At 59.5% G+C, this 20,973-nt stretch carries 18 protein-coding genes; 4 read left to right on the top strand and 14 right to left on the bottom strand.

Annotated elements, in window-relative coordinates:
- Window positions 1–30 precede the first annotated feature (30 nt).
- Window positions 31–1,785, top strand: a complete 1,755-nt coding sequence (gene pyk, locus DWV57_RS01205; RefSeq protein WP_120019682.1) for a pyruvate kinase — start codon at window positions 31–33, stop codon at window positions 1,783–1,785.
- A gap of 16 nt (window positions 1,786–1,801) precedes the next feature.
- Window positions 1,802–2,254 (top strand): S-ribosylhomocysteine lyase, encoded by a 453-nt coding sequence (locus tag DWV57_RS01200; protein ID WP_005940027.1) that lies wholly within the window; start codon window positions 1,802–1,804, stop codon window positions 2,252–2,254.
- A 77-nt stretch (window positions 2,255–2,331) separates the two neighbouring features.
- On the opposite strand, the gene DWV57_RS01195 is transcribed toward DWV57_RS01200, so the two are convergent.
- The 13 genes from DWV57_RS01195 to DWV57_RS01135 all read right to left on the bottom strand — a co-directional run bounded on the left by DWV57_RS01195 (window position 2,332) and on the right by DWV57_RS01135 (window position 18,846).
- Window positions 2,332–3,108, bottom strand: coding sequence for a copper homeostasis protein CutC (locus tag DWV57_RS01195; RefSeq protein ID WP_120019681.1), 777 nt, complete (start codon window positions 3,106–3,108; stop codon window positions 2,332–2,334).
- Between the two features lie 139 nt (window positions 3,109–3,247).
- Window positions 3,248–4,096 (bottom strand): HAD family hydrolase, encoded by an 849-nt coding sequence (locus tag DWV57_RS01190; RefSeq protein WP_120019680.1) that lies wholly within the window; start codon window positions 4,094–4,096, stop codon window positions 3,248–3,250.
- Window positions 4,097–4,113: 17 nt separating this feature from the next.
- Window positions 4,114–5,103 carry a LacI family DNA-binding transcriptional regulator gene (locus DWV57_RS01185; RefSeq protein WP_120019679.1) on the bottom strand — a complete coding sequence of 330 codons (990 nt, stop codon included), beginning with the start codon at window positions 5,101–5,103 and terminating at the stop codon, window positions 4,114–4,116.
- 182 nt (window positions 5,104–5,285) lie between these two features.
- Window positions 5,286–6,086: a hypothetical protein gene (locus DWV57_RS01180; protein ID WP_165853635.1), complete on the bottom strand. Its 801-nt coding sequence runs from the start codon at window positions 6,084–6,086 to the stop codon at window positions 5,286–5,288.
- Between the two features lie 70 nt (window positions 6,087–6,156).
- Window positions 6,157–7,191, bottom strand: coding sequence for a hypothetical protein (locus DWV57_RS01175; protein WP_120019678.1), 1,035 nt, complete (start codon window positions 7,189–7,191; stop codon window positions 6,157–6,159).
- A 29-nt stretch (window positions 7,192–7,220) separates the two neighbouring features.
- Entirely contained in the window at window positions 7,221–9,392 is a 2,172-nt protein-coding gene (gene ftsH / locus DWV57_RS01170; RefSeq protein WP_120019677.1) for an ATP-dependent zinc metalloprotease FtsH, read from the bottom strand.
- A 33-nt stretch (window positions 9,393–9,425) separates the two neighbouring features.
- Window positions 9,426–9,974: a hypoxanthine phosphoribosyltransferase gene (gene hpt / locus DWV57_RS01165; protein ID WP_118528027.1), complete on the bottom strand. Its 549-nt coding sequence runs from the start codon at window positions 9,972–9,974 to the stop codon at window positions 9,426–9,428.
- The gene (tilS, locus tag DWV57_RS01160; protein WP_118528029.1) at window positions 9,971–11,428 is read right to left on the bottom strand and encodes a tRNA lysidine(34) synthetase TilS; all 1,458 of its coding nucleotides are present in this window, start codon (window positions 11,426–11,428) and stop codon (window positions 9,971–9,973) included. The genes hpt and tilS overlap by 4 nt, the downstream gene beginning before the upstream one ends.
- Window positions 11,428–12,828, bottom strand: coding sequence for a replicative DNA helicase (gene dnaB, locus DWV57_RS01155; protein ID WP_005939997.1), 1,401 nt, complete (start codon window positions 12,826–12,828; stop codon window positions 11,428–11,430). The genes tilS and dnaB overlap by 1 nt, the downstream gene beginning before the upstream one ends.
- A gap of 80 nt (window positions 12,829–12,908) precedes the next feature.
- Entirely contained in the window at window positions 12,909–13,364 is a 456-nt protein-coding gene (gene rplI, locus DWV57_RS01150) for a 50S ribosomal protein L9 (RefSeq protein WP_005939994.1), read from the bottom strand.
- A gap of 502 nt (window positions 13,365–13,866) precedes the next feature.
- Window positions 13,867–14,970, bottom strand: a complete 1,104-nt coding sequence (gene glf, locus DWV57_RS01145) for a UDP-galactopyranose mutase (RefSeq protein ID WP_118528031.1) — start codon at window positions 14,968–14,970, stop codon at window positions 13,867–13,869.
- A gap of 23 nt (window positions 14,971–14,993) precedes the next feature.
- On the bottom strand, window positions 14,994–16,973 hold the full coding sequence (locus DWV57_RS01140) for a DHH family phosphoesterase (protein ID WP_243112277.1): 1,980 nt from the start codon (window positions 16,971–16,973) through the stop codon (window positions 14,994–14,996).
- A gap of 46 nt (window positions 16,974–17,019) precedes the next feature.
- Complete coding sequence (locus DWV57_RS01135) at window positions 17,020–18,846, bottom strand: ribonuclease J (protein WP_120019675.1); 1,827 nt, start codon at window positions 18,844–18,846, stop codon at window positions 17,020–17,022.
- Between the two features lie 399 nt (window positions 18,847–19,245).
- Between DWV57_RS01135 and rnhA the strand changes: the two genes are divergently transcribed.
- Together rnhA and DWV57_RS01125 are read left to right on the top strand one after the other, a co-directional pair.
- Window positions 19,246–19,710 (top strand): ribonuclease HI, encoded by a 465-nt coding sequence (gene rnhA / locus DWV57_RS01130; RefSeq protein ID WP_005939979.1) that lies wholly within the window; start codon window positions 19,246–19,248, stop codon window positions 19,708–19,710.
- On the top strand, window positions 19,707–20,237 hold the full coding sequence (locus DWV57_RS01125; protein WP_120019674.1) for a hypothetical protein: 531 nt from the start codon (window positions 19,707–19,709) through the stop codon (window positions 20,235–20,237). The genes rnhA and DWV57_RS01125 overlap by 4 nt, the downstream gene beginning before the upstream one ends.
- A gap of 318 nt (window positions 20,238–20,555) precedes the next feature.
- On the opposite strand, the gene mgsA is transcribed toward DWV57_RS01125, so the two are convergent.
- Window positions 20,556–20,960, bottom strand: coding sequence for a methylglyoxal synthase (gene mgsA, locus DWV57_RS01120; protein ID WP_005939970.1), 405 nt, complete (start codon window positions 20,958–20,960; stop codon window positions 20,556–20,558).
- Window positions 20,961–20,973 lie beyond the last annotated feature (13 nt).

Here is a 20,973-nt window from a genome sequence, read left to right as displayed (position 1 = left end):
TGAAGTTGTAGTTGGAGGTAGTAAAAGTATATGAGAAAAACCAAGATCATCTGCACTCTGGGTCCGTCCACCGATCAGGAAGGCGTTCTGCGCGAGCTGGTCGCCAACGGCATGAATGTTGCCCGTTTTAATTTTTCCCACGGCTCTCACGAAGAGCATCTGGGCCGCTTTGAAAAGCTGAAGGCCATTCGTGAAGAGCTGGGCAAGCCGGTCGCCGCCCTGCTGGACACCAAAGGCCCCGAGATCCGCCTGAAGGACTTCAAGAACGGCACTGAAATGCTGGAAGCCGGCCAGACCTTCACCCTGACCACCCGCGAGGTGGAAGGCACCAAGGAGATCTGCTCCATCACCTATAAGGACCTGCCGCAGGACGTGCAGCCCGGCGGCACCATCATGCTGGACGACGGCCTGATCAAGCTGCAGATCGTCACCGTGAACGACACCGACATCGTGTGCAAGGTGCTGAACAGCGGCAAGATCAAGAACAAGAAGGGTGTCAATGTGCCCGGCGTGCATCTGTCCATGCCGTATATGAGCCAGCGCGACCGCGACGATATCATCTTTGGCGCACAGCAGGGCTTTGACTTCATCGCTGCTTCCTTCGTGCGCACCGCGCAGGATGTGTACGATATCCGCAACCTGCTCAACGAGTATGATTCCGATATCCGCATCATCGCCAAGATCGAGAACCGTGAGGGCGTGAACAACATCGACAGCATTCTGGCTGCAGCCGATGCTGTCATGGTGGCCCGCGGCGATCTGGGCGTTGAGATCGACTTTACCGAGCTGCCCGGCATTCAGAAGAATATCATCGAGCGCTCCTTCTCCTTTGGCAAGCCCATCGTCACCGCTACCCAGATGCTGGACAGCATGATCGTGAACCCCCGTCCCACCCGCGCCGAGATCTCTGACGTGGCAAATGCCATCTACGACGGCACCTCTGCCATCATGCTCTCCGGCGAGACTGCTGCCGGTGCTTACCCCGTGGAGGCCCTCAAGACCATGTCTGCCATTGCTGAGCGCACCGAGCAGGAGAACCACGCCCGCTTTGTTCCCCTCACCGAGAACACCGGCAAGATCAGCGTGAGCGACGCAACTGCACACGCTGCCTGCCTGACCGCCAAGGACGTGAACGCTGCCGCCATCGTCACCGTGTCCGAGTCCGGCAACACCGCCCGTCTGCTGAGCAAGTACCGCCCGGAGCAGCCCATCATCGCCTGCGTGATGAAGGAGCAGGTGCAGCGTCAGCTGGCCCTGAGCTGGGGCATCACCCCGCTGATGATGCCTCTGGCACACAGCACCGATGAGCTGATCGAGATGTCCACCTCTCTGGCCAAGGAGAACGGCTACCTGCACAACGGTGAGCTGGCCGTTGTGACCGCAGGCGTGCCTGTGGGCGTGTCCGGCACCACCAACATGATCAAGATCCACATGGTAGGCAACTGTCTGGCTACCGGTGTGGGCGTTGGCCGCGAGAATGCCGACGTGACCAGCGCCACCGGCAAGGCCTGCGTCTGCCGCACGCTGGAAGAGGTACGTGCAAAGTTCAAGCCCGGCATGGTTCTGGTGGTGCCCTCCACCAGCAACGAAATGCTGAGTTACGTGCGTGATGCCGCCGCTCTGGTGGTGGAAGAGCCGGGCCTGAACAGCCACGCTGCCATTGCTGGCAAGGCCCTGCTCAAGCCTACCGTTGTGGGTGCCGCCGGTGCTACCAGCCACATCCGCGACGGTCTGATGATCGCTGTGGACTGCGCTCACGGCAGCGTGCAGCGCCTGCAGGCATAAGCCAAAGGAGAAGATCATGGAACGCATTGCAAGCTTCTGTGTTGACCATACCAAACTGGACCGCGGCATGTATCTGAGCCGTCAGGACGGAGATGTTCTCACATGGGACATCCGCATGAAAAGGCCCAATCACGGCGATTACCTGTCCACCGGTGCCGCCCACACGCTGGAGCATCTGTTTGCCACCTATGCACGCAACAGCGCCTTTCAGGACAGCGTGATCTACGTTGGCCCCATGGGCTGCCGCACCGGCTTCTATCTGCTCACCCGCGGCCTGACTCCCGCCGAGGCACTGGAGCTGACGGTGGAATCCTTCCGCTTCATGGCTGGCTTTGAGGGCGCTGTGCCCGGTGCCAGCGAAGTGGAGTGCGGCAACTACCGCGATATGGATCTGCCCGCTGCCAAAGCCGAAGCCGCTGCCATGCTGCCGGTGCTGGAAGCACTGACCGGCGACGAGCTGCATTACTAAGCTATCTTCACCCTTCAAATTCATCATCATAAAAAGCGCTCTTCCGCCGGGGTTTCCCGTGGGAGAGCGCTTTCGTTTTAGTTGTTCTTGATTGCATCCAGTGCCTGCCGTGCAGCACGAATGTTTTCTTCACCCGTCTGCCATACCTCAAACTCTGAAAAGCCCGGCAGCCCCATGGGCACACCCTCGCGGCGGAAGGTCATGCGGCTTTGCAGCACCTGCTTGCCGGAAAGGTGGAACGCACGTGCCCCGGTCTGTGCGGCCAGTGCCGGGATGTTTTGTGCCGTGACACCGGCACCTACCAGAATTTCCACGCTGTCCCCTGCCCGCTCCACCAGTCGGCCGAGAAGCTCCGCTCCCTCTGGGGCACTCGCCGCCTGCCCGCTGGTGAGGATGGTACAAAGGCCCATGCTCCGGACCGTTTCCAGTGCCGCAAAGGGGTCGGCGCTGACATCAAAGGCACGGTGCAGGGTACACGCCACCGGACGGCCTGCCTTTTCCGCTGCCCTGCGCGCCGCCGCATAAATGGGCCGCATGGCATCCGCATCCAGCTGCCCTTCCGGGGTCAGCACACCGGTCACGATACCATCCGCCCCGGCCTCCACCAGCTCTGCAGCCAGCTGTTCCATCTGGGCAAGCTCGTAGCTGTCGTAACAGAAGTCTCCGAACCGGGGCCGCAGCAGAGCGCGCACCGGCAGGCCGGTCTCCGCCTTGACCTGACGCACCAGCGCAAGGCTGGGCGTTGTACCGCCCACGATCAGGTCGGCACACAGTTCCAGCCTGCTGGCACCGCCGCGCTTTGCTGCCAGTGCACTGGCAGTGCTGTCCACACATACTTCCAGAACAGAACGCATTTCAATTCCTCCCTTTTTGCCGGGCCTTGAATCCGGCATTCTGGTTTATTCTACCACGTTTTTCCGTTTTATAAAACCCTGTGGCAGCAAAAAAGCTGCGGCCCGGGTCTTATCCCTGCCGCAGCCTTTGTTGTTTTTTTCAAATCAGACCCAGCGCCTTGAACTCCTTTGCAATGCCGTCCTCGTATACCGAGGGAGCAATGCGGTCGCACCGCTTTTTCAGGTTTTCGGAGCCATTGGCCATGCACACACTGATGCCGACAACATCGGTCATCTGCAGGTCGTTATCGCTGTCACCAAAGCCGATGGTATCCGCCAGCGTGCAGCCCAGATGATCACAGATGGCCTTGATTCCGGTGCCCTTATCAAATTTGCGGTTGATGAGCTCACCATTCACAAAGCCATCGGTCAGGCGGTCCAGCTTGCTTTCGCAGAACACGAACTGGTCGGCATAGAGCTGCTTTGCCTCGGCAAGGTCGCTCTCGTGGTCGGCAATGAACACGATCTTATACAGCGGTTCCCCTTTGTAATCGGAAAGCGGCAGGATGGACATGCCCTCTTCCATGGCTTTGCGCCAGCGTTCTGCTTCGCTGTTCAGCGGTGCATCGTTCTTTTTGTGGATAAAGTTCCACCTCTCAGCCATCTTGCTTCCGCCAAAGGTGGCATCCCGGGCTTCCAGCGTGCACTCCACGCCATTGCGCTCCAGCGCCGCGCGCACGCCTTCAGCCTGCTGCGGCTCCATTGGGATATCCACCAGAGTCTTGCCATCGCACAGCACATAGCCGCCGGCGCTGCACACTGCGCCTGCAAAGCAGTCGTGCCGCAGCAGCGGTTCGGTCATGCGGTGGTTGCGGCCGGTGCACAAAAACAGCTTGTGTCCGTTTGCTCTGGCGCGATCCAGTGCAGCCAGAGTGCTTTCCGGGATGAGCATATCACCCGGCGGCAGCAGCGTGCCGTCAATATCCAGAAAAATCAGCTTACGACCCATACTTTTATCCTTTATCATCAAAGGGAGCCTCGCTCCACGATCTGATAGCCCAGCGTCACCTGACGCACAGGCCCGCTGCTCCCATTCTCTTCCAGCATCTGCAGCAGGATCCGGGCAGCCTCCTGCCCCACCTGCTTCTGGTAAAAGCGCACCGTTGCCAGCCCCGGTTCCATCATGCTGCCAGCCCAGCTGTCGCCAACGCCTGCAAGACCCACATCCTGCCCCACATGCCGTCCTGCTTCCCGCAAGGCACGCATGGCACCAAAGGCCACCGTGTCAGTCACGCAGACCACACCGTCCAGATCCGGGCAGCGCACCAGCAGTTCCTGCATACAGCGCTGGCCCTCCTCCATGGTAAAGGCGTTGCAGCAGATGCGGGGCATCTGTTCGCCGTTCAGTCCGGCAGCGTTCAGCGCATCCTGCACGCCCTCACGGCGCTGCACGCCGGTGGCATCGTCCCGCTCTGTACCGCCAATATAGACGATCCTTCTGCGGCCATGGTCCAGCATCCGCTGGGCAAGTTCCCGGGCTGCAGTGCGGTCGTCGTTGTACACGCAGGCCACATCCTGAAAACGCTGGCCTGTTACCACCACCGGCACACGGCAGTTTTTCAGTGCCTGCGCCAGCTGAGGGGTATAATAGCTGCCCAGCAGGATGATGCCCGCCACGTGGTTGCGCTGCATGGCAGTCAGATAGCCCAATTCCCGCTGGGCATCCAGCTCGGTGTTTCCCAGCAGCAGCAGATAGTTCTTTGCATCCAGCTCACTGGCAATGCCTTCCGTGATCTGCCCCACCGACTGAGATCCGATGCTGGGAGCGATCACCCCCACCTGATTCACTTTTCCAGTGCGCAGAGTCTGGGCGGCGGTATCCGGGCGGTAGCCGGTCTTTTCCACTATCTCGCGGATGACAGCCCTCTTCTGTTCGCTCAGGGGGCCTCCGTTCAGGTAGCGGCTGACCGCCGCACTGGATACACCCGCCATTTTTGCAATATCACTGATGGTCATTTGCAGTACTTCTCTCTTTTGGGATGCATTGTTATGTGTAAACGTTTTCATGCTTATTATAAACCGCTTTCATCCATCCCGCAAGATGCGCTTTTCCCGGTTTATTCCGAACGCATTTTTGTTTTTCTGGCAACTGTGTACAAAAGACGGCTTTTTTCTGAGAAGCAGGGCATTACAGGCGGTCAGGCTGCGCCCATGCTCCATGCACGCACGGCAAGCCCCAGCAGCAGGACCACCAGCAGAACGATGAACACGGTTTTATTGCCAGTTCTTCTCTGTTTCTTTTTGCGGCCTGCCGTGCTGCGGCTTTTGGCCGAGCTGCTGCGCGCTGTGGTGCTTCTGCTGCCGGAGGAACGGCTGCCGGCCGTTTTGCGGCTCTGGGTGCTGCGGTTCTGGCCCTGCTTTGTGCTCTGGCGGGCTGGCTCGTGCGCAGCCGTTTTTTCTTCCGGCGTACGGCTGGATGCGATCGGCTCCTTTGCGCCGCAGCGTGCCAGATAATTTTCTGCATCGCGGTAATAGCGGGCAAGTTCATTCTCGCGGAAAGCCGTGCCCACATAGCCGTCTTCCAAGCTCTCCACCGCCTCGTTGAACAGGATCGCCGCCTGAGCGGCATCGGTGTGATCGGTGGCGTGGGCGGCTTCGTTGCGGGCGGTGCGCACAGCATTGCAGGCGCGGCGGGCCGCACCCGGATTGCTGGTATTGCCCAGCAGGTCCAGCGGTTTGGCGGCATCCTTTTCCGGGTCCAGCAGAACCCGCATACAAATGGTGGTATCCAGCTGCTGCCAGCTGTTTTTGCCGGAAAGATCCGGCATACGGTCGTAGTAGTCCGGGCTTTCCTGCTGGCGCTGTGCAACGTGATCCAGCAATGCACCCAAGCTGTGCGCACCGGGTTTGTGCTCCCAGTGCCAGCGCAGCAGGCGGCGGCTGATCTCATCGCAGGCAGTCTTGATCTCAAAGGCAGCCTGTAAGGCTTCTTCCGGCATAATGGTTCTCCCTTCTTCTGGCATACAAAAAAGCGGAGAAGGCATACCGCCCTCTCCGCTGCTGTTTGTGTTACAGCACGAACTGGTAATACACGAAGCCGCACAGTGCCACTGCTGCACAGACAATGGCAGTGATGGGCGGCACCCAGCGGATCAGCGCTTCGGCCACGCTGTCGCGCTCGTCCTCGTATTCTTCCTCGTCGTCATAGGCAGGCTCCGGCTGCTGAGATATCGGCTGTGCACGACGGGCTGCAGCAGGCATCACACGGGTGCCTTCGTCCGCAGCTGCATGAGATGCCCTGCTCGGGAACTGTGCCCGCATTCCGGCATCCATCACACGGGTCTGCTCTGCAGCAGGTTCTTCCGGCTGTGGTTCTGCTTCACGGCACGGTGCACCCATGATCCGGGTCGGCTCCTCCTGCACGGGCGCTGCGCCCATAATGCGGGTAGGCTCTTCGGCCTGCGGGGCAAGAGGCGTTTCCAGTTCCGGCTCGGTCTGGGCAGGCTGTTCCGGCTGCAGCAGAGTGTTCAGCGCGTTCTGCAGCAGGATGCGGTCGCAGCCGCACTCCGAGCAGTACACGGTATCCTCCTCCTTCGGGTGGAAGGCACCGCAGGCGCAGTACCAGCCGTTTTCAAACACCTGAGGCTGATACTTCAGCTCCGGGCGGTTCATGCGGGTCTCCAGCGCCTTTTCCAGCTCAGCAGACAGGCGCTTGGGGGCAGGCAGGCGCACGCGCTTGATGCCGTCCAGATGCACCACCCGCTTGCCGTTGTACACGTTGCACAGCGAAACATCCACGCTGGTGATGGCCTTTGCGGTAACGAACACCGCATCGTCCATGCCAAACAGTTCGCCGGGCTTTACTTCCAAGTCACGGTACTCGAACCGGTCCTCGCACAGGATCACGCCGTCCACGCCCTTGCACTTGAAGTGGATCTCCAGTGCGGTCAGGGTCACCTTGGAAATATTCTTGAAGGTCAGGCAGACCGCGTGCTCCCCGCTGACATCACCCTTGAGCAGCTCCACGCAGACGAACTGCACCGGGCTGCCGGGGGTGTAATAGTTTGCGCGGGTCCGTGCGACCGGGTTAAAATTTTCCTCCACGACACTCGCTCCTTTCCGTTTGGATCAAATCAGTTCTGCGGGTCCTGTGCATCCGGCGTTTCCGGTGCAGCGGTCTCCGGCAGCGGCTGGGCCGTTTCGGCCTGTTCGGCAGGCTCAGCGGTCTCTGCAGGTTCAGCAGTTTCGGCCTGCTGAGCGGTCTGAGCAGAGGCAGCCTGCACGGTCTGAGCAGACTGTTCCGGCTTCGGCTCATCGCCTTCACGCGGGGGCAGTGTGCCGCCCGCCATAATGGTGTTGAACTCCTGCTCGTTGAGCTTCTCGCGTTCCATCAGGGCCTGTGCCAGCGCGTGCAGCTGATCGATGTGCTCGGTCAGGGTGCGGCGGCAGGTCTCGTAGGCTTCATCGATGATATCCCGCATCTCGCCGTCGATCTCGGCAGCGGTGGTCTCGCTGTAGCCCTTGCCCTGACCCAGATCGCGGCCCAGGAAGGTCTCCTCCTGCGAGGTTCCGTACACCACAGGGCCAAGCCGCTCCGAGAAGCCGTACTTGGTAATCATCTGGCGGGCAATGTTGGTGGCCTGCTGCAGATCATTGGAAGCACCGGTGGAGATATCCTCCAGGATCAGCTGTTCGGCCACGCGGCCGCCCAGACTGGAAACGATATCCTCGAACATTTCGCCCTTTGTCACGTAGCTGCGGTCTTTCTCGGGCAGGTACATGGTGTAGCCGCCAGCCTGACCACGCGGGATAATGGTGATCTCGTGCACACGGGGGTGATGCTTGCAGTAGAAGCCCGCCACAGCGTGGCCTGCCTCGTGGTAAGCAGTCAGCTTCTTTTCCTCCGGGGTCACAACGCGGCTCTTCTTCTCCGGGCCAGCCATCACCTTCATGGAAGCTTCCTCGATATCCTCCATGGTAATGGCCTTGCGGTTGCGGCGTGCAGCCAGCAGAGCTGCTTCGTTGACAAGGTTCTCAAGGTCTGCGCCCGCAAAGCCTGCGGTGCGCTGTGCAATGACCCTGAGAGAGACATCCGGGGCCAGCGGCTTCTTTTTGGTGTGGACCTTGAGGATCTCCTCACGGCCCTTGACATCCGGCAGGCCCACATAGACCTGACGATCAAAGCGGCCCGGCCGCAGCAGGGCCTTATCCAGAATGTCGGCACGGTTGGTGGCCGCCATGACGATGATGCCGTCGTTGGCCTCAAAGCCGTCCATTTCCACCAGCAGCTGGTTCAGGGTCTGCTCGCGTTCATCGTGGCCGCCGCCCAGACCGGCACCGCGCTGACGGCCCACAGCATCGATCTCATCAATGAAGATGATGCAGGGCATGGACTTCTTTGCCTTATCGAACAGGTCACGCACGCGGGATGCACCCACGCCGACGTACATTTCCACAAAGTCAGAGCCGGAAATGGAATAGAAGGGCACACCGGCCTCGCCTGCGCAGGCGCGGGCCAGCAGGGTCTTGCCGGTGCCCGGAGGGCCTACCAGCAGCACGCCGTGGGGAATGCGTGCGCCCAGAGTGTTGAACTTCTCCGGGCTTTTCAGGAACTCCACGACCTCTTTCAGCTCTTCCTTTTCCTCGTCCTCACCGGCAACATCGGCAAAGGTGGCTGTCTTTTGGTTCTCGTGCTCGTCCTTCACCTTGGCTTTGCCAACGTTCATGATCCCGCCGCCGCCAGCGCCACCGCGCATCATGGAGAAGAGCAAAAAGCCGGTGCAGCCCAGCATTGCCAGATAGAACAGGATCTCCATCCATGGGATGCTTTCCTTGACAGGGGTATAATCGTACACCATGGGAGCATCCGGGTTTGCGGCATCGTAGGCGGCAATGTAGTCGCCTACATACTTGACGAACATGGATGCATAGGGCAGCTTGTAGCGCACAGTCACAGTGCCGTCGCTGTTCTTCTGCGCAGCAGTATCCTCATCCGAGGAGGACAGCATACCGCTCAGCAGTCCGCCGGTGGCCTGCGTGGTGCTCTGGGACGTGGTATCGGGCAGGGGCAGGTTGTTCTTGCCGCCTTCCTTGAGGTTCATGGTGATGACACCGGTGTTCAGGTCCAGCGAGAACTGCGTGACCTGCAGGCTTTCAAAGTAATGCACCACCGTGGAATACTCCATGGAAGAGCTGCTGGCAGAGCCGGTGCCGCCCAGCACCGACCAGACCATCAGCACCGCCGCCAGCGCCAGAGCAAGGATCAGCGGATTGAAACGGGGTCTTTTGGATTGCAAAAAAATCAACTCCAGTTCTTGGATGAATTATAGTGTGAGAAATCACTTCTCGTAGACTTCAGGCTTGAGCACACCCACATAAGGCAGGTTGCGGTATTTTTCATCGTAGTCCAGACCGTAGCCCACCACGAACTCGTCCGGCACCTGGAAGCCCTCGTAGTCGGGCTGGATATCGGCCTTTCGGCGGCTGGGCTTGTCCAGAATGGTGCAGATCTTTACCGAGTTGGGGTTGCGCATCTTGAGCATGGGCACAAGATTCGAGAGGGTGACGCCGGTATCCAGAATATCCTCCACGATCAGCACATCCTTGCCGGACAGATCACCGTCCAGATCCTTGATGATCTTTACAAGGCCGCTGGTAACGGTGTTGCTGCCACCGTAGCTGGACACCACCATAAAATCGATGCTGCAGGGAATGCTCACCGCACGCATCAGGTCGGCCATAAACACCACCGAGCCCTTGAGGATGGATACCAGAACAAGGTTCTTGCCCTCGTAATCCCTGCTGATCTGGGCACCCAGCTCAGCAACCTTTGCCTTTAACTCTTCTTCACTGACCAGAACGGTCTTGATATCATCATGCATGCTCATGTTATTTCCTCCCTATGTTCCATTTCCATCTGCAGCACCTGCGCAGTGTCTGCATCCGGGGCAAGGCCCTCGGCAAAGCCCGCACCGCAGACCCACAGTACTTCGCTGCCCGCCGCCAGCAGCGGCAGCTGGTCACGCAGCTGCGCGGGGATGCCCGCTTCGTTCATCCACTTGCGCAGCCGGTTGTGCACACTTCGCCCCGCCGGGCGGTATACATCTCCCGGCTGGCGGGTGCGCAGGACAAGACCAGCATACAACGTAGTTATTCTAGCATAATCCGCCTGATTTTTTAAGTCTTTTTTATGAACGACTTGTATTTTTTCTTCAAAATCAGCCGTAAAAAGCCCTGCAGTCACCTTCCAGCCGCCCGCAAGGCAGTATTCTGCCTGTTTTTCCGGCTGAAAGGGCTGGCTTTCCGGCCGTTTGTCTTCCTGCTGCCGGGGCCGTTCCGGCACAATCTCCTGCCAGAAGCATCCGTCTCCGGCACAAAAGCGCACCCGGTCAGTCAACTGTACCGCACCGCTGCCGCGCCGCACAAGGCCGCACAGCAGCTGCACATATTTTTCCTCTGCGTCACGCACGGGAGCCGTCAGCGAATGCATGGCTGCTTCCAAAACAAGCGCATCCGCATCGGAAAGCGGGCCCAGCCGCCACACTGTGCAGGCTTCCGGGCTTTTGATGGCAGCCTGTGCCGCATCCAGACGTGCAGCGGAAAGCAGCTCTTCGGCCTTCCGGGCAAAATAGGCATCTGCGCGGGCTGCCTTCTCGCAGAAGCGGGCAAGGTTTTCCACCGCTGCGCCGTTGGTGCTCTGCAGCGCAGGCAGCGCCGCACGGCGCACCCGGTTGCGGGCATAGGCATCGGTCGCGTTCGTCTCATCTGTGACCCATGCCTGCCCGGCTGCACGGCAGAAGCTTTCGGTATCCTGCCGGGTAAGGGCCAGCAATGGCCGCAGATAGCACCCGCGCTTTGGCCGGATGCCTGCCGCACCGTGCAGCCCCGTGCCCCGGGCCAGCCGCAGCAGCAGGGTCTCAGCCTGATCATTTGCAGTATGGGCCGTTGCAACGACATCTATCCCCTCCCCGCACAAATGCGCAAAGCAGGCATAGCGCAGGCGGCGCGCCCAGTCCTCCCCGGCATGTTCCGACGGCAGGCCCACTTCGTCGGCCATCTCTGCAGCATGGAACACCCGCAGCGGCACACCCAGCCGGGCGCATTCCGCCCGCACAAAGGCTTCGTCCCGGTCGGCGTTCTCGCCGCGCAGGCCGTGGTTCACATGGCAGGCCGAAAGCACAAACCCGAACTCCGGCTGCAGGGCCAGCAGGATGCGCAGCAGTGCCATGCTGTCTGCCCCGCCGGACGCTGCCGCGGCCAAGTGCAGCGGCTCACCCGGACAAAGCAGCTTTTCTCGCAGGACAAACATGCGCACATGCGCCAGAATTTTTTCATTGTTCATCAGCGTTTAAAGTCCACATCCATAAAGCGGGTGTGGGCACCATCCCAGCCCAGCGGCACCGTGCTGGTCTCGCCGTGACGGTTCTTCGCCACGATGCACTCTGCCGTATCGGCATCCACCTCAGCGCCGTCCGGGTTCTGGCTGGCATAGTAGGAATCGCGGTACAGGAACAGAACGCAGTCGGCATCCTGCTCGATGGAACCAGAATCGCGCAGGTCGGAAAGCTGGGGCCGGTGGCTGGAATTGTTGCCCTGCTTTTCCACCGCACGGGACAGCTGAGAAAGTGCGATGATGGGCACATTCATTTCCTTTGCCATGATCTTGAGGTTTCGGGTGATGGAGCTGATCTCCTGCACGCGGTTCTCGCTGCGCTGGCCGGTGGTCATCAGCTGCAGATAGTCGATGACGATGAGGCCCACATTCGGGCGGGTGGGGTCCTGATTCACCCGGCGGATCTTCGCCTTCATCTCAGTGATGGTGATGCCGGAGGTATCGTCCATATAGATGGGTGCATCGTGCAGCTTTTCGGTGGCAAGGGCCAGATATTCCCAGTCCTCGGCGCGCAGGGCACCGGTGCGGAATGCCTGACTGTCGATGCCGGCCTCAGCAGAAAGGATGCGGTTCGTGAGCTGTTCCTTGGTCATTTCCAAGCTGAAGATCGCCACCGGCACCTTCTGCTGCATGGCCACGCGGGTGGCGATGTTCAGCGCAAAGCTGGTCTTGCCCATACCGGGGCGGGCCGCAAGGATGATGAGGTCGCCGCGGCCAAGGCCGGTGAGCACCGTATCCAGCAGGCGGAAGCCTGTGGGGATGCCCTTGTATTTGTCCGCATCCGGGCCGCTGATCTTCTGCAGGTTGGTCAGGGTCTCCACCATGCTGGAGGAAAGCGGTGTCAGTGCGCTGGAATCGCGGCCGGAGCGGATCTCATAAATGCGCTGCTCCGCGTTTTCCAGCAGCAGGTCGGCATCCGGCTCATCTCCGGCATCCTGCAGGATGTCCTTTGCAACGCCCATCAGCTGGCGCACCAGATACTTTTCCTGCACGATCTGGGCATAGGCCTTCACGTTGGAAATGCTGGGCACCGTCTCGGCAAGGCCGGTCAGGTACACCTTTGCTTCGTCGGCACTGGGGAACACGCCGTCCGAGATAACAGCGTCCAGCAACGTCACAAAGTCGATGGTCTGGTCGGCGGTGAACAGGCGCAGCATTTCGGAGTAGATCTGCGCATTCTGCCGGGTGTAGAACATCTCCGGCCGGATGATCTCCACCAAGTCGGTGAGCGTTTCCGGTTTGAGCAGCACCGCACCCAGTACGCTCTGCTCTGCCTGCATGTTGTAGGGCAGGTTGATGCCCACGCTTTCCAGATTCAGTTCATTGGAATAATGTCGTTCGTTCGGCATGGTAGTTTATCCTTTTGCATCATTTCGCTGAAAAGCCAAAAAGCGCCCCCTGCTGTGAGGGGGCGCAGATGGCAGAAAAATCAGGCCTGTTCCACTTCCACCATGATCTTGAAAGAAGCGACCACACCAACGTGCAGACGGACCTTGCCGTTGAACACACCGGCATCCTTGATGTCCTTGGTCTCCAGCTCGATCTTCTTCTTATCGATGGGTGCGCCTGCCAGCTGAGCCAAAGCATCGGCAACTTCCTTGCCGGTGACTTTGCCGTGCAGACGGCCGGATGCACCGCCCTTGGCCTTGATGGTCACGGTCTTGCCCTCGATCTTTGCGGCCAGATCCTTGGCAGCAGCTACGGTCTCAGCCTCGTGGAAATCGGCAGCAGCTTCCTTGCTGCGGGCAACGTTCACAGCGCTGGCATCTGCCACAGCGGCCAGCTTGCGCGGGAACAGATAGTTGCGGGCGTAGCCGTCGGAGACCTCGTGGATCTCGTCCTTCTTGCCAATGCCCTTGATATCCTGCTTGAGAATCACTTTCATGATAGTATCCCTCACTTCTCACCGGAAAACCGGTGCAGTTGTTGTGTTTATAGTATAGCGCATTTGTCGCTTTTGGGCAAGAGGAAGCGCCTGACCATTTAAAATGGCCGCCGCTCCGCTCTGGCCATATTCAGCGGGAATTTTATTTTTAATTTGTAAATCAGAAAAATCTGCGGATTTTTCTGATTTACTTTTTCACGGGAGGGGTCGTAACGGCAAACGACATATGCTGCTGTCGGCCTGCGGCCGTCGCGCAGCGACTTTAAATCGGCGTAACACAAAAAATCCTTTAGCGCAGCGACTTGGATTTTTTGTATGGAGCCCAACCGCTTTGGGATTATTAAGGGCGTGCAGCCCTTAATTCGTGCCTCCCGCGCCTCGAAAGTAGCGGGTGCTTTTCTGGTTCTCTTTTGGCACACAAAAGAGAACGTACCCGGCGGCCATGCTTCTTGCAAAAGGCAAAAAGCCTGCCCCACACGACCACATTCTGCCCGGGAAGCGGTTACGCCAGTTCCTTTGCAGCCACGTCCAGAGCCACCTCAATGACCTTGTCCATGTCATAGTACTTATACTCGCCCAGACGGCCGCCAAAAATCACGTCCGGCTCCGCATCGGCCAGCTTCTTGTACTCGGCATACAGGGCACCGTTCTTCTCGTCATTGACGGGGTAGTACGGCTCATCGCCCTTCTTCCACTCAGCGCTGTACTCGCGGCTGATGACTGTTTTGGGCTGGGTGCCGAACTCAAAGTGCTTGTGCTCGATGATGCGGGTGTAGGGAGTTTCCGCGTCGGTATAGTTGACCACCGCGTTGCCCTGATAGTTGTCGGTGTCCAGCACCTCGGTCTCAAAGCGGACGCTGCGGTACTGCAGAGCACCCAGCCTGTAGCCAAAGTAGGCATCCACCGGGCCGGTGTAGACCACCTTCTCGGCCAGAGCGTTCAGATTTTCGCGGTCGGCCAGATAGTCCACATTCAGGCGCACCTCGGTGCCGTCCAGCATCTTTTCCACCATGGCGGTGTAGCCGCCATTGGGAATGCCCTGATACAACGCATTGAAGTAGTTGTCGTCGTAGGTGAAGCGCACCGGCAGACGCTTGATAATGAAGGCCGGCAGTTCGGTGCAGGGGCGGCCCCACTGCTTGCCAGTGTAGCCCTTGATAAGCTTTTCGTAGATATCGGTGCCCACAAGGCTGATGGCCTGCTCTTCCAGATTCTGCGGGTCGGTGATGCCTGCTTCCTTCTTCTGCTCTTCGATCTTGGCCTTGGCTTCGGCAGGGGTAACAACGCCCCACATCTTATTAAAAGTGTTCATATTGAAGGGCAGGTTGTAGATCTCGCCGTGGTAGTTTGCCACCGGGCTGTTGGTGTAGCGGTTGAACTCTGCAAACTGGTTCACATACTGCCACACAGCCTTGTTGTTGGTGTGGAAGATATGTGCACCGTAGCGGTGGACGTTGATGCCCTCCACCGGCTCCGTGTAGATATTGCCTGCAATGTGGCTGCGCTTATCGATCACAAGGCACTTCTTGCCTGCCTTTTTTGCTTCCTGTGCAAAGACCGCGCCGTAAAGGCCGGCACCAACGATCAGGTAATCGTACTGCTTCATGGGTGTGATCCTCTCTGTTCCGTTTATTTTCCTTCTACATCGCCCTTTTTCTGCGATGCATAGTATTTGTCGATGGCATCTTCGATGCGGGCACGGGCTGCTTCCGGCGTGATATGCTTGAGCTGTGCTGCTGCCATGGTCTGGTGGCCGCCGCCGCCCAAAGATTCCATGATCACCTGCACGTTCACGGCACCCAGACTGCGGGCCGAGATGTTCACGCCTGTGCCCACCTGCACTGCCACAAAGCTGGCATCCACGCCCTGAATGGTCAGCAGATCGTTTGCCGCCTGTGCAATGGCCACGCGGGCTTCCGGTGCCACCTCGCCGCTGACGGAGATCGCGCAGTTTTTGTACATGCGTGCTTTTTCCACCAGATCTGCCTTGGCATTGTACTCCACCATGGTCACATCGAACAGCTGGCGCACCCGCTCCGTCTCCGCGCCATAGCGGCGCAGCGCAGCGGCAGCTTCAAAGGTACGCACACCGGTGTGCAGGGTAAAATCGCGGGTATCCAGCATGATGCCGGACAAAAGGCCCTCGGCCTCCACACGGTTGGGCTTGTCGTCGCGCTCGCCCACGTACTGCAAAAGCTCCGTGACCAGCTCACTGGCCGAGGAAGAATACGGCTCATGGCAGACCAGCGCCGGGTTCTCGATGTAGCCCACGCCCTTGCGGTGGTGGTCGATCACGGCTACCTTGCCGCATTTTTCCAGAATATCCTTGCTTTCCACAAGGCCCACCTGATATGTATCCACCACGATGCACAAGGTGCGCTTGGAGATGATGGGCAGTGCGTCCTTCGGGTCGATAAAGTCGTCCTTCTGGCCTGCACGGCACAATGCATCGATCAGGCTGCCCGCAAGGGTAGCGTCACGCCGCACCGCGATCACCGCCGGGACATCGCATATTTTGCAGATGCGCAGCACGCCCTCGGCGGAGCCGATGGCATCCAGATCGCTCATGCGGTGGCCCATGATGACCACATGGTCGGCTTCCTTGATCAGCTTTACCAGCTGGTCGGCCACGATGCGGCTGCGCACCTTGCTGCGCTTTTCCACGCCGTGGCTCACGCCGCCGTAGAACGTAAAGCCGTCCGGTGTCATTTCAGCGGCCTGATCGCCGCCGCGGCCCTGCGCCATATCCAGCGCCTGCACGGCCATATCCTGGGCTTCCCGCAGGGTCTTGGCCCCGCGGCCAATGCCGATGGACAGCGAAAGGTTCACGCTGGGATCCAGCGCACGGATCTTGTCCAGCACATCGTAGCCGCGGTTTGCGAACTGCTCCATCTGGCGCTCTTCCACCACAGCGATATAGCGGCCGCTGGCTACACGGCGCAAAAAGCCGCTGCCCCGGCCGATCATATCCTCCAGCGTGCGGTTGATGCCTTCCAGCAGGCGGGCGCGCTCGCTGTCCAGCATGTCACCGAACACATCGTCGTAGCCGTCCACCAGAAACACCAGATAGCCCGGACGGCTGGCTTTGTATTCCGCCTCCACCTTGCGCAGGGCGGTCTCCTCGTTCAGCACCAGCAGGGTCATGCTCTCGGCATTGCCGGGCACCGTGGAGCTGTGTACGCTCCACATGCCGTCCGCGAGGGTCAGCAGCTGGCCCTCCTGCCTGCGGCACTGCTGCAGATCAAGGCCGGGCAGCACCTTCTGCACGCGGCTCACCAGCGCATCCTGCCCGTTCAACAGGCGGGTGCGGAACTGTGCATTGTACCACAGCACCGTCTCACCGGAAAGCAGCGCGGCCGGCTGAGAGAGCGGCTCCAGACTGAACTGCAGCTTGGAGCCTTCAAAGCTGCCGCCGCACATCCACCGGGCCACCCACTTGCGCAGCTGGCAGCGGAACAGCACCACCACAACGCCCCACAGCACCACCAGTGCCAGCAGCGCCGGCCATGCCGTGGGCCGCTGGACCAGCAGCACCAGCACCAGCAGGCCGCACAGCACGGCCAGACTGGCGGTGAGCATCTCCAATGTCCATCTTGGTTTTTGTTTCATCAAATCTCCTGCCTTCCGCCGCATTGTTTGCGGCAGTGTGCCCGGATCAGACCTCCATCAGGATGGGGAGGATCATCGGGCTGCGCTTGGTGCGCCGATAGATATAGCTGCTCAGTGCCTCGCGCACGCGGGTCTTGACGCTGTTCCAGTCGCGCACATGTTCATCCACGCAGCGGTCCAGCGCATTTTCCACGATGCTCTGTGCACCGTCCATCAGGCTCTCGTTCTCGCGCACATACACAAAGCCACGGCTCACAAGGTCCGGGCCGGCCAGCACCTTGCCGGTCTTGCTGTCCACGGTGGCCACAATGATGACCAGACCGTCCTCGGACAGGTGTTTGCGGTCGCGCAGGACCACATTGCCCACGTCGCCCACGCCAAGGCCGTCCACCATCACTGCACCGGCGGTGACAGGCTCGCCCAGCTTTATCTCGTCCTGGCTGAGAATGACATTGGAGCCGTTCTCCGCGATCAGAATATTGCTGGTAGGGATGCCAAGGCTGGCAGCGGTGAGGGCGTGCTTTTTGAGCTGCTTGTACTCGCCGTGCACCGGAAGGAAGTACTTGGGCCTGGTCAGGGTGAGCATGAGCTTCTGTTCTTCCTGACAGGCGTGGCCGGAAACATGCACATCGTACATGCTCTCGTAAATGACCTCTGCACCCAGCAACAGCAGACCATTGACGATCTTGGTCACGCTCTTCTCGTTGCCGGGAATGGGATTTGCCGAAATGATAATGAAGTCGCCGGGGCCCACGCGCACCTGACGGTGGCTGCAGGATGCCATGCGGGAAAGGGCGCTCAAGGGTTCGCCCTGGCTGCCGGTGGTAATGAGCACTACCTGCTCCGGGGGATACTGGTTCAGCTCATCCACGCTGATGAGGGTGCCCTCCGGGATGTGCATATAGCCCAGTTCCTGCGCCATGGCGGTGTTGTTCACCATGCTGCGGCCGCTGAAGGCCACTTTGCGGCCATCCTCCACGGCCAGATCGATGATCTGCTGCACGCGGTAGATGTTGGAAGCAAAGGTGGCAATGATGATCCGCTTGTTGCGTGCGCGGGCAAACAGATTGCGCACACCTGCAGCCACCTTCTGTTCGGTGGCGGTAAAGCCCGGACGCTCGGAGTTGGTGGAATCGCTCAGCAGAGCCAGCACGCCGTGCTGACCGTACTCGGCCAGCGTGGACAGGTCGGTGACACCGCAGGCCAGCGGGGTGTAGTCGATTTTAAAGTCGCCGGTCTGGATGATGGTGCCCGCCGGGCTGTCGATGGCAAAGGCCACCGAATCCGGGATGGAGTGGTTCACATGGATGGGCTCAATGGTAAAGCAGCCCAGCTTGATCTTCTGTCTGGGGGTGATCTCCACGAACTTGGTCTTGCCTGCCAGACCGAACTCCTCCAGCTTGTTGCGGATCAGGCCGCAGGTCAGGCGGGTGCCATAGATGGGCAGGTCAAATTTCTGCAGCAGATACGGGATGCTGCCGATGTGGTCTTCGTGGCCGTGGGTGATGAGCAGGCCCTTGATCTTATCCTTGTTCTGCACCACAAAGGTGAAATCTGGGATGACCATGTCCACGCCGTACATGTCGCTGTCCGGGAACACAAGGCCGCAGTCCACGATGATCATATCGCCGTTGCACTCGTACACGGTCATGTTCTTGCCCACTTCGCCCAGACCGCCCAACGGGTAGATGTGGATGGGCACCGCAGCCTCTCTGGGCTGCTGCGGGCGGCGGGGCCGACGGTTATAATAAGGGCGGCGGGTGGTGCGGGGGCGCTTTTCGCCCGTCTGCGCGGCGGGTGCGCCGGTGCTCTGAGCAGCAGCTGCTGCCTTGCTGCGTGCGGAATTATTGGTATTTTCTTTCGACTGTGCCATTCTGACCTCCAAAATAATTACAGCGCAGGCCGTCCCCGCTTGTGGGAACAGCCGCGCTGTGCATGGGAAGCACCTTGAAAAATCGCATCGGCTTCCGTTGGATGCACCGTATAGAATTTATTTCTCAGCGTGTTTTTTGCAAACCGCTGCCTGTTCCGTAAGAGGTTTTGTGCCAGATAGGTCCATCTGCTCGATGCGACCGTGGCTTTTCTGTTGGAACGCCCGGGCACACGCCTGCGGTGCGCCCCTATACGCATTTTGTTAGGATAAGTATAGTATTTCCCGGCGTTTTTGTCAATTCCAAGGTTTGGCAGCTCCGGCACGGAATATACATTCGCACTTGACAGAAGCCGGAAAATAGCGCTAAATAGAAGCAACTCATTTTAGAAGGAGAACCGCATGAAGCAGGTCGAAGTGTACACCGACGGCGCATGCAGCGGCAATCCCGGCCCGGGCGGCTGGGGTGCCGTGCTGCGCTACCGTTTTAACGGCAAAGTTTACGAAAAAGAGCTGAGCGGCGGCGACGACAGCACCACCAACAACCGCATGGAGCTGACAGCCTTTATCGAAGCACTGCGCCAGCTCAAGGAGCCGTGCGAGGTACGGCTGTGCTCCGACAGCCAGTATGTCATCAATGGGCTTCAGAAGGGCTGGGCCAAAAACTGGCAGCGCCGGGGCTGGAAAAAGGCAGATGGCTCCCCCGCCCTGAACCCGGACCTCTGGGCACAGGCACTGGAGCAGGAAGCCCGGCACAAGATCACCTATGTCTGGGTCAAGGGCCACGCAGGCCACCCGGAGAACGAACGCTGCGACCAGCTGGCCGTGGCACAGAGCAAAGCACATGGCGGGAGGCAGGGAACATGAGCGACACATTTTTGCCCGGCAGCGGGTTCGACACCTACGAGAGTCAGGATAAGGTTCTGGTGCAGATGGACGGAAGCAGAGAATGCGCCGTAGCTGTGCGCATTTTACAGCAGCAGGGCTTTGCCGTGGCGGGCGCTGCCGTGCGGCTGGCAGCAGAACAGACCACCGATGCGGAAAGCGCCAAAAAGGCAGCAGAGGCCCTTGGCATCGAGTGCATTGTACTGAACGCCGAAGCACTGGCCGGGCAGGACGCAGACGTTCTGGGCGAAGGCGGCACGCCGCTGTTTGCCGCCCTGCTGACGGCTGCAGACAAGCTTGGGATGCAATATGTGGCAACCACTCACCGTGCCCGGGTGGAGACCGGTGCAGACGGCGTGCACACCGTCTGCCCGCCCGCAGGCACCGGCAGTGATGACAGCACGATTCTTGCAGCTCTGCCGCAGGAAACGCTGGCACGGCTGATCTTGCCGCTGGGCGATTTTGCCCCGGAAGATGTGGCGGAGATGGCCGAGGATTTTAAAGTTTAACCGTACGTTTCAAATGGCCTCCGTTGCACTCTGGCCATATTCAGCGGAAACATTATTTTTATATTAGAATTCCGGAAAATCTGCGGATTTTCCGGAATTCTTTTTTCACAGGCAAGGCCGCTGCGGCACACGGCATCTGCTGTTTTTGCTTCCTGCGGAAACAGCCGCACGGCGGCAGAAATGCATTCTGCGGTTCGGACCCCATTCCCGTGAAAATTAAAATCGGGAACATCCGCAGATGTTCCCGATTTTCGCATTATCAATATAGTTTCCGCTGAATATGGCGCAGCGCACGCGGAGCCATTCCAAATCGTTTTGTCAGTTCTGGGGATGCACGATATCGCGCCAATCCAGATCTCCGCGCTCCAAGCCGTGGATCAGCACCTCAGCGGTGGCGATGTTGGTGGCCATAGGGATATTGTGCACATCGCACAGGCGCAGCAGCGTCATTTCGTTGGGCTCGCTGGGCTTAGCGTTGATGGGATCACGGAAGAACAGCAACAGGTCGATCTCATTGCAGGCGATGCGGGATGCGATCTGCTGGTCGCCGCCCTGCACACCGGCCAGAAAGCGCTGCACCTGTAAGCCGGTAGCTTCTGCGATCAGTTTACCGGTGGTGCCGGTCGCTACCAGTTTATGCTGGCTCAGGATGCGGCAGTACGCCGTACAAAACTGAACCATCAGCTCCTTTTTGGAGTCATGCGCAATGAGTGCAATCGTCATCCGTTACCCTCTC

The organism is Faecalibacterium sp. AF10-46 (assembly GCF_003604105.1).
GTDB classification, from domain to species: Bacteria; Bacillota; Clostridia; order Oscillospirales; family Ruminococcaceae; genus Faecalibacterium; species Faecalibacterium taiwanense.
This window is presented reverse-complemented; position numbering and strand designations above follow the sequence as displayed.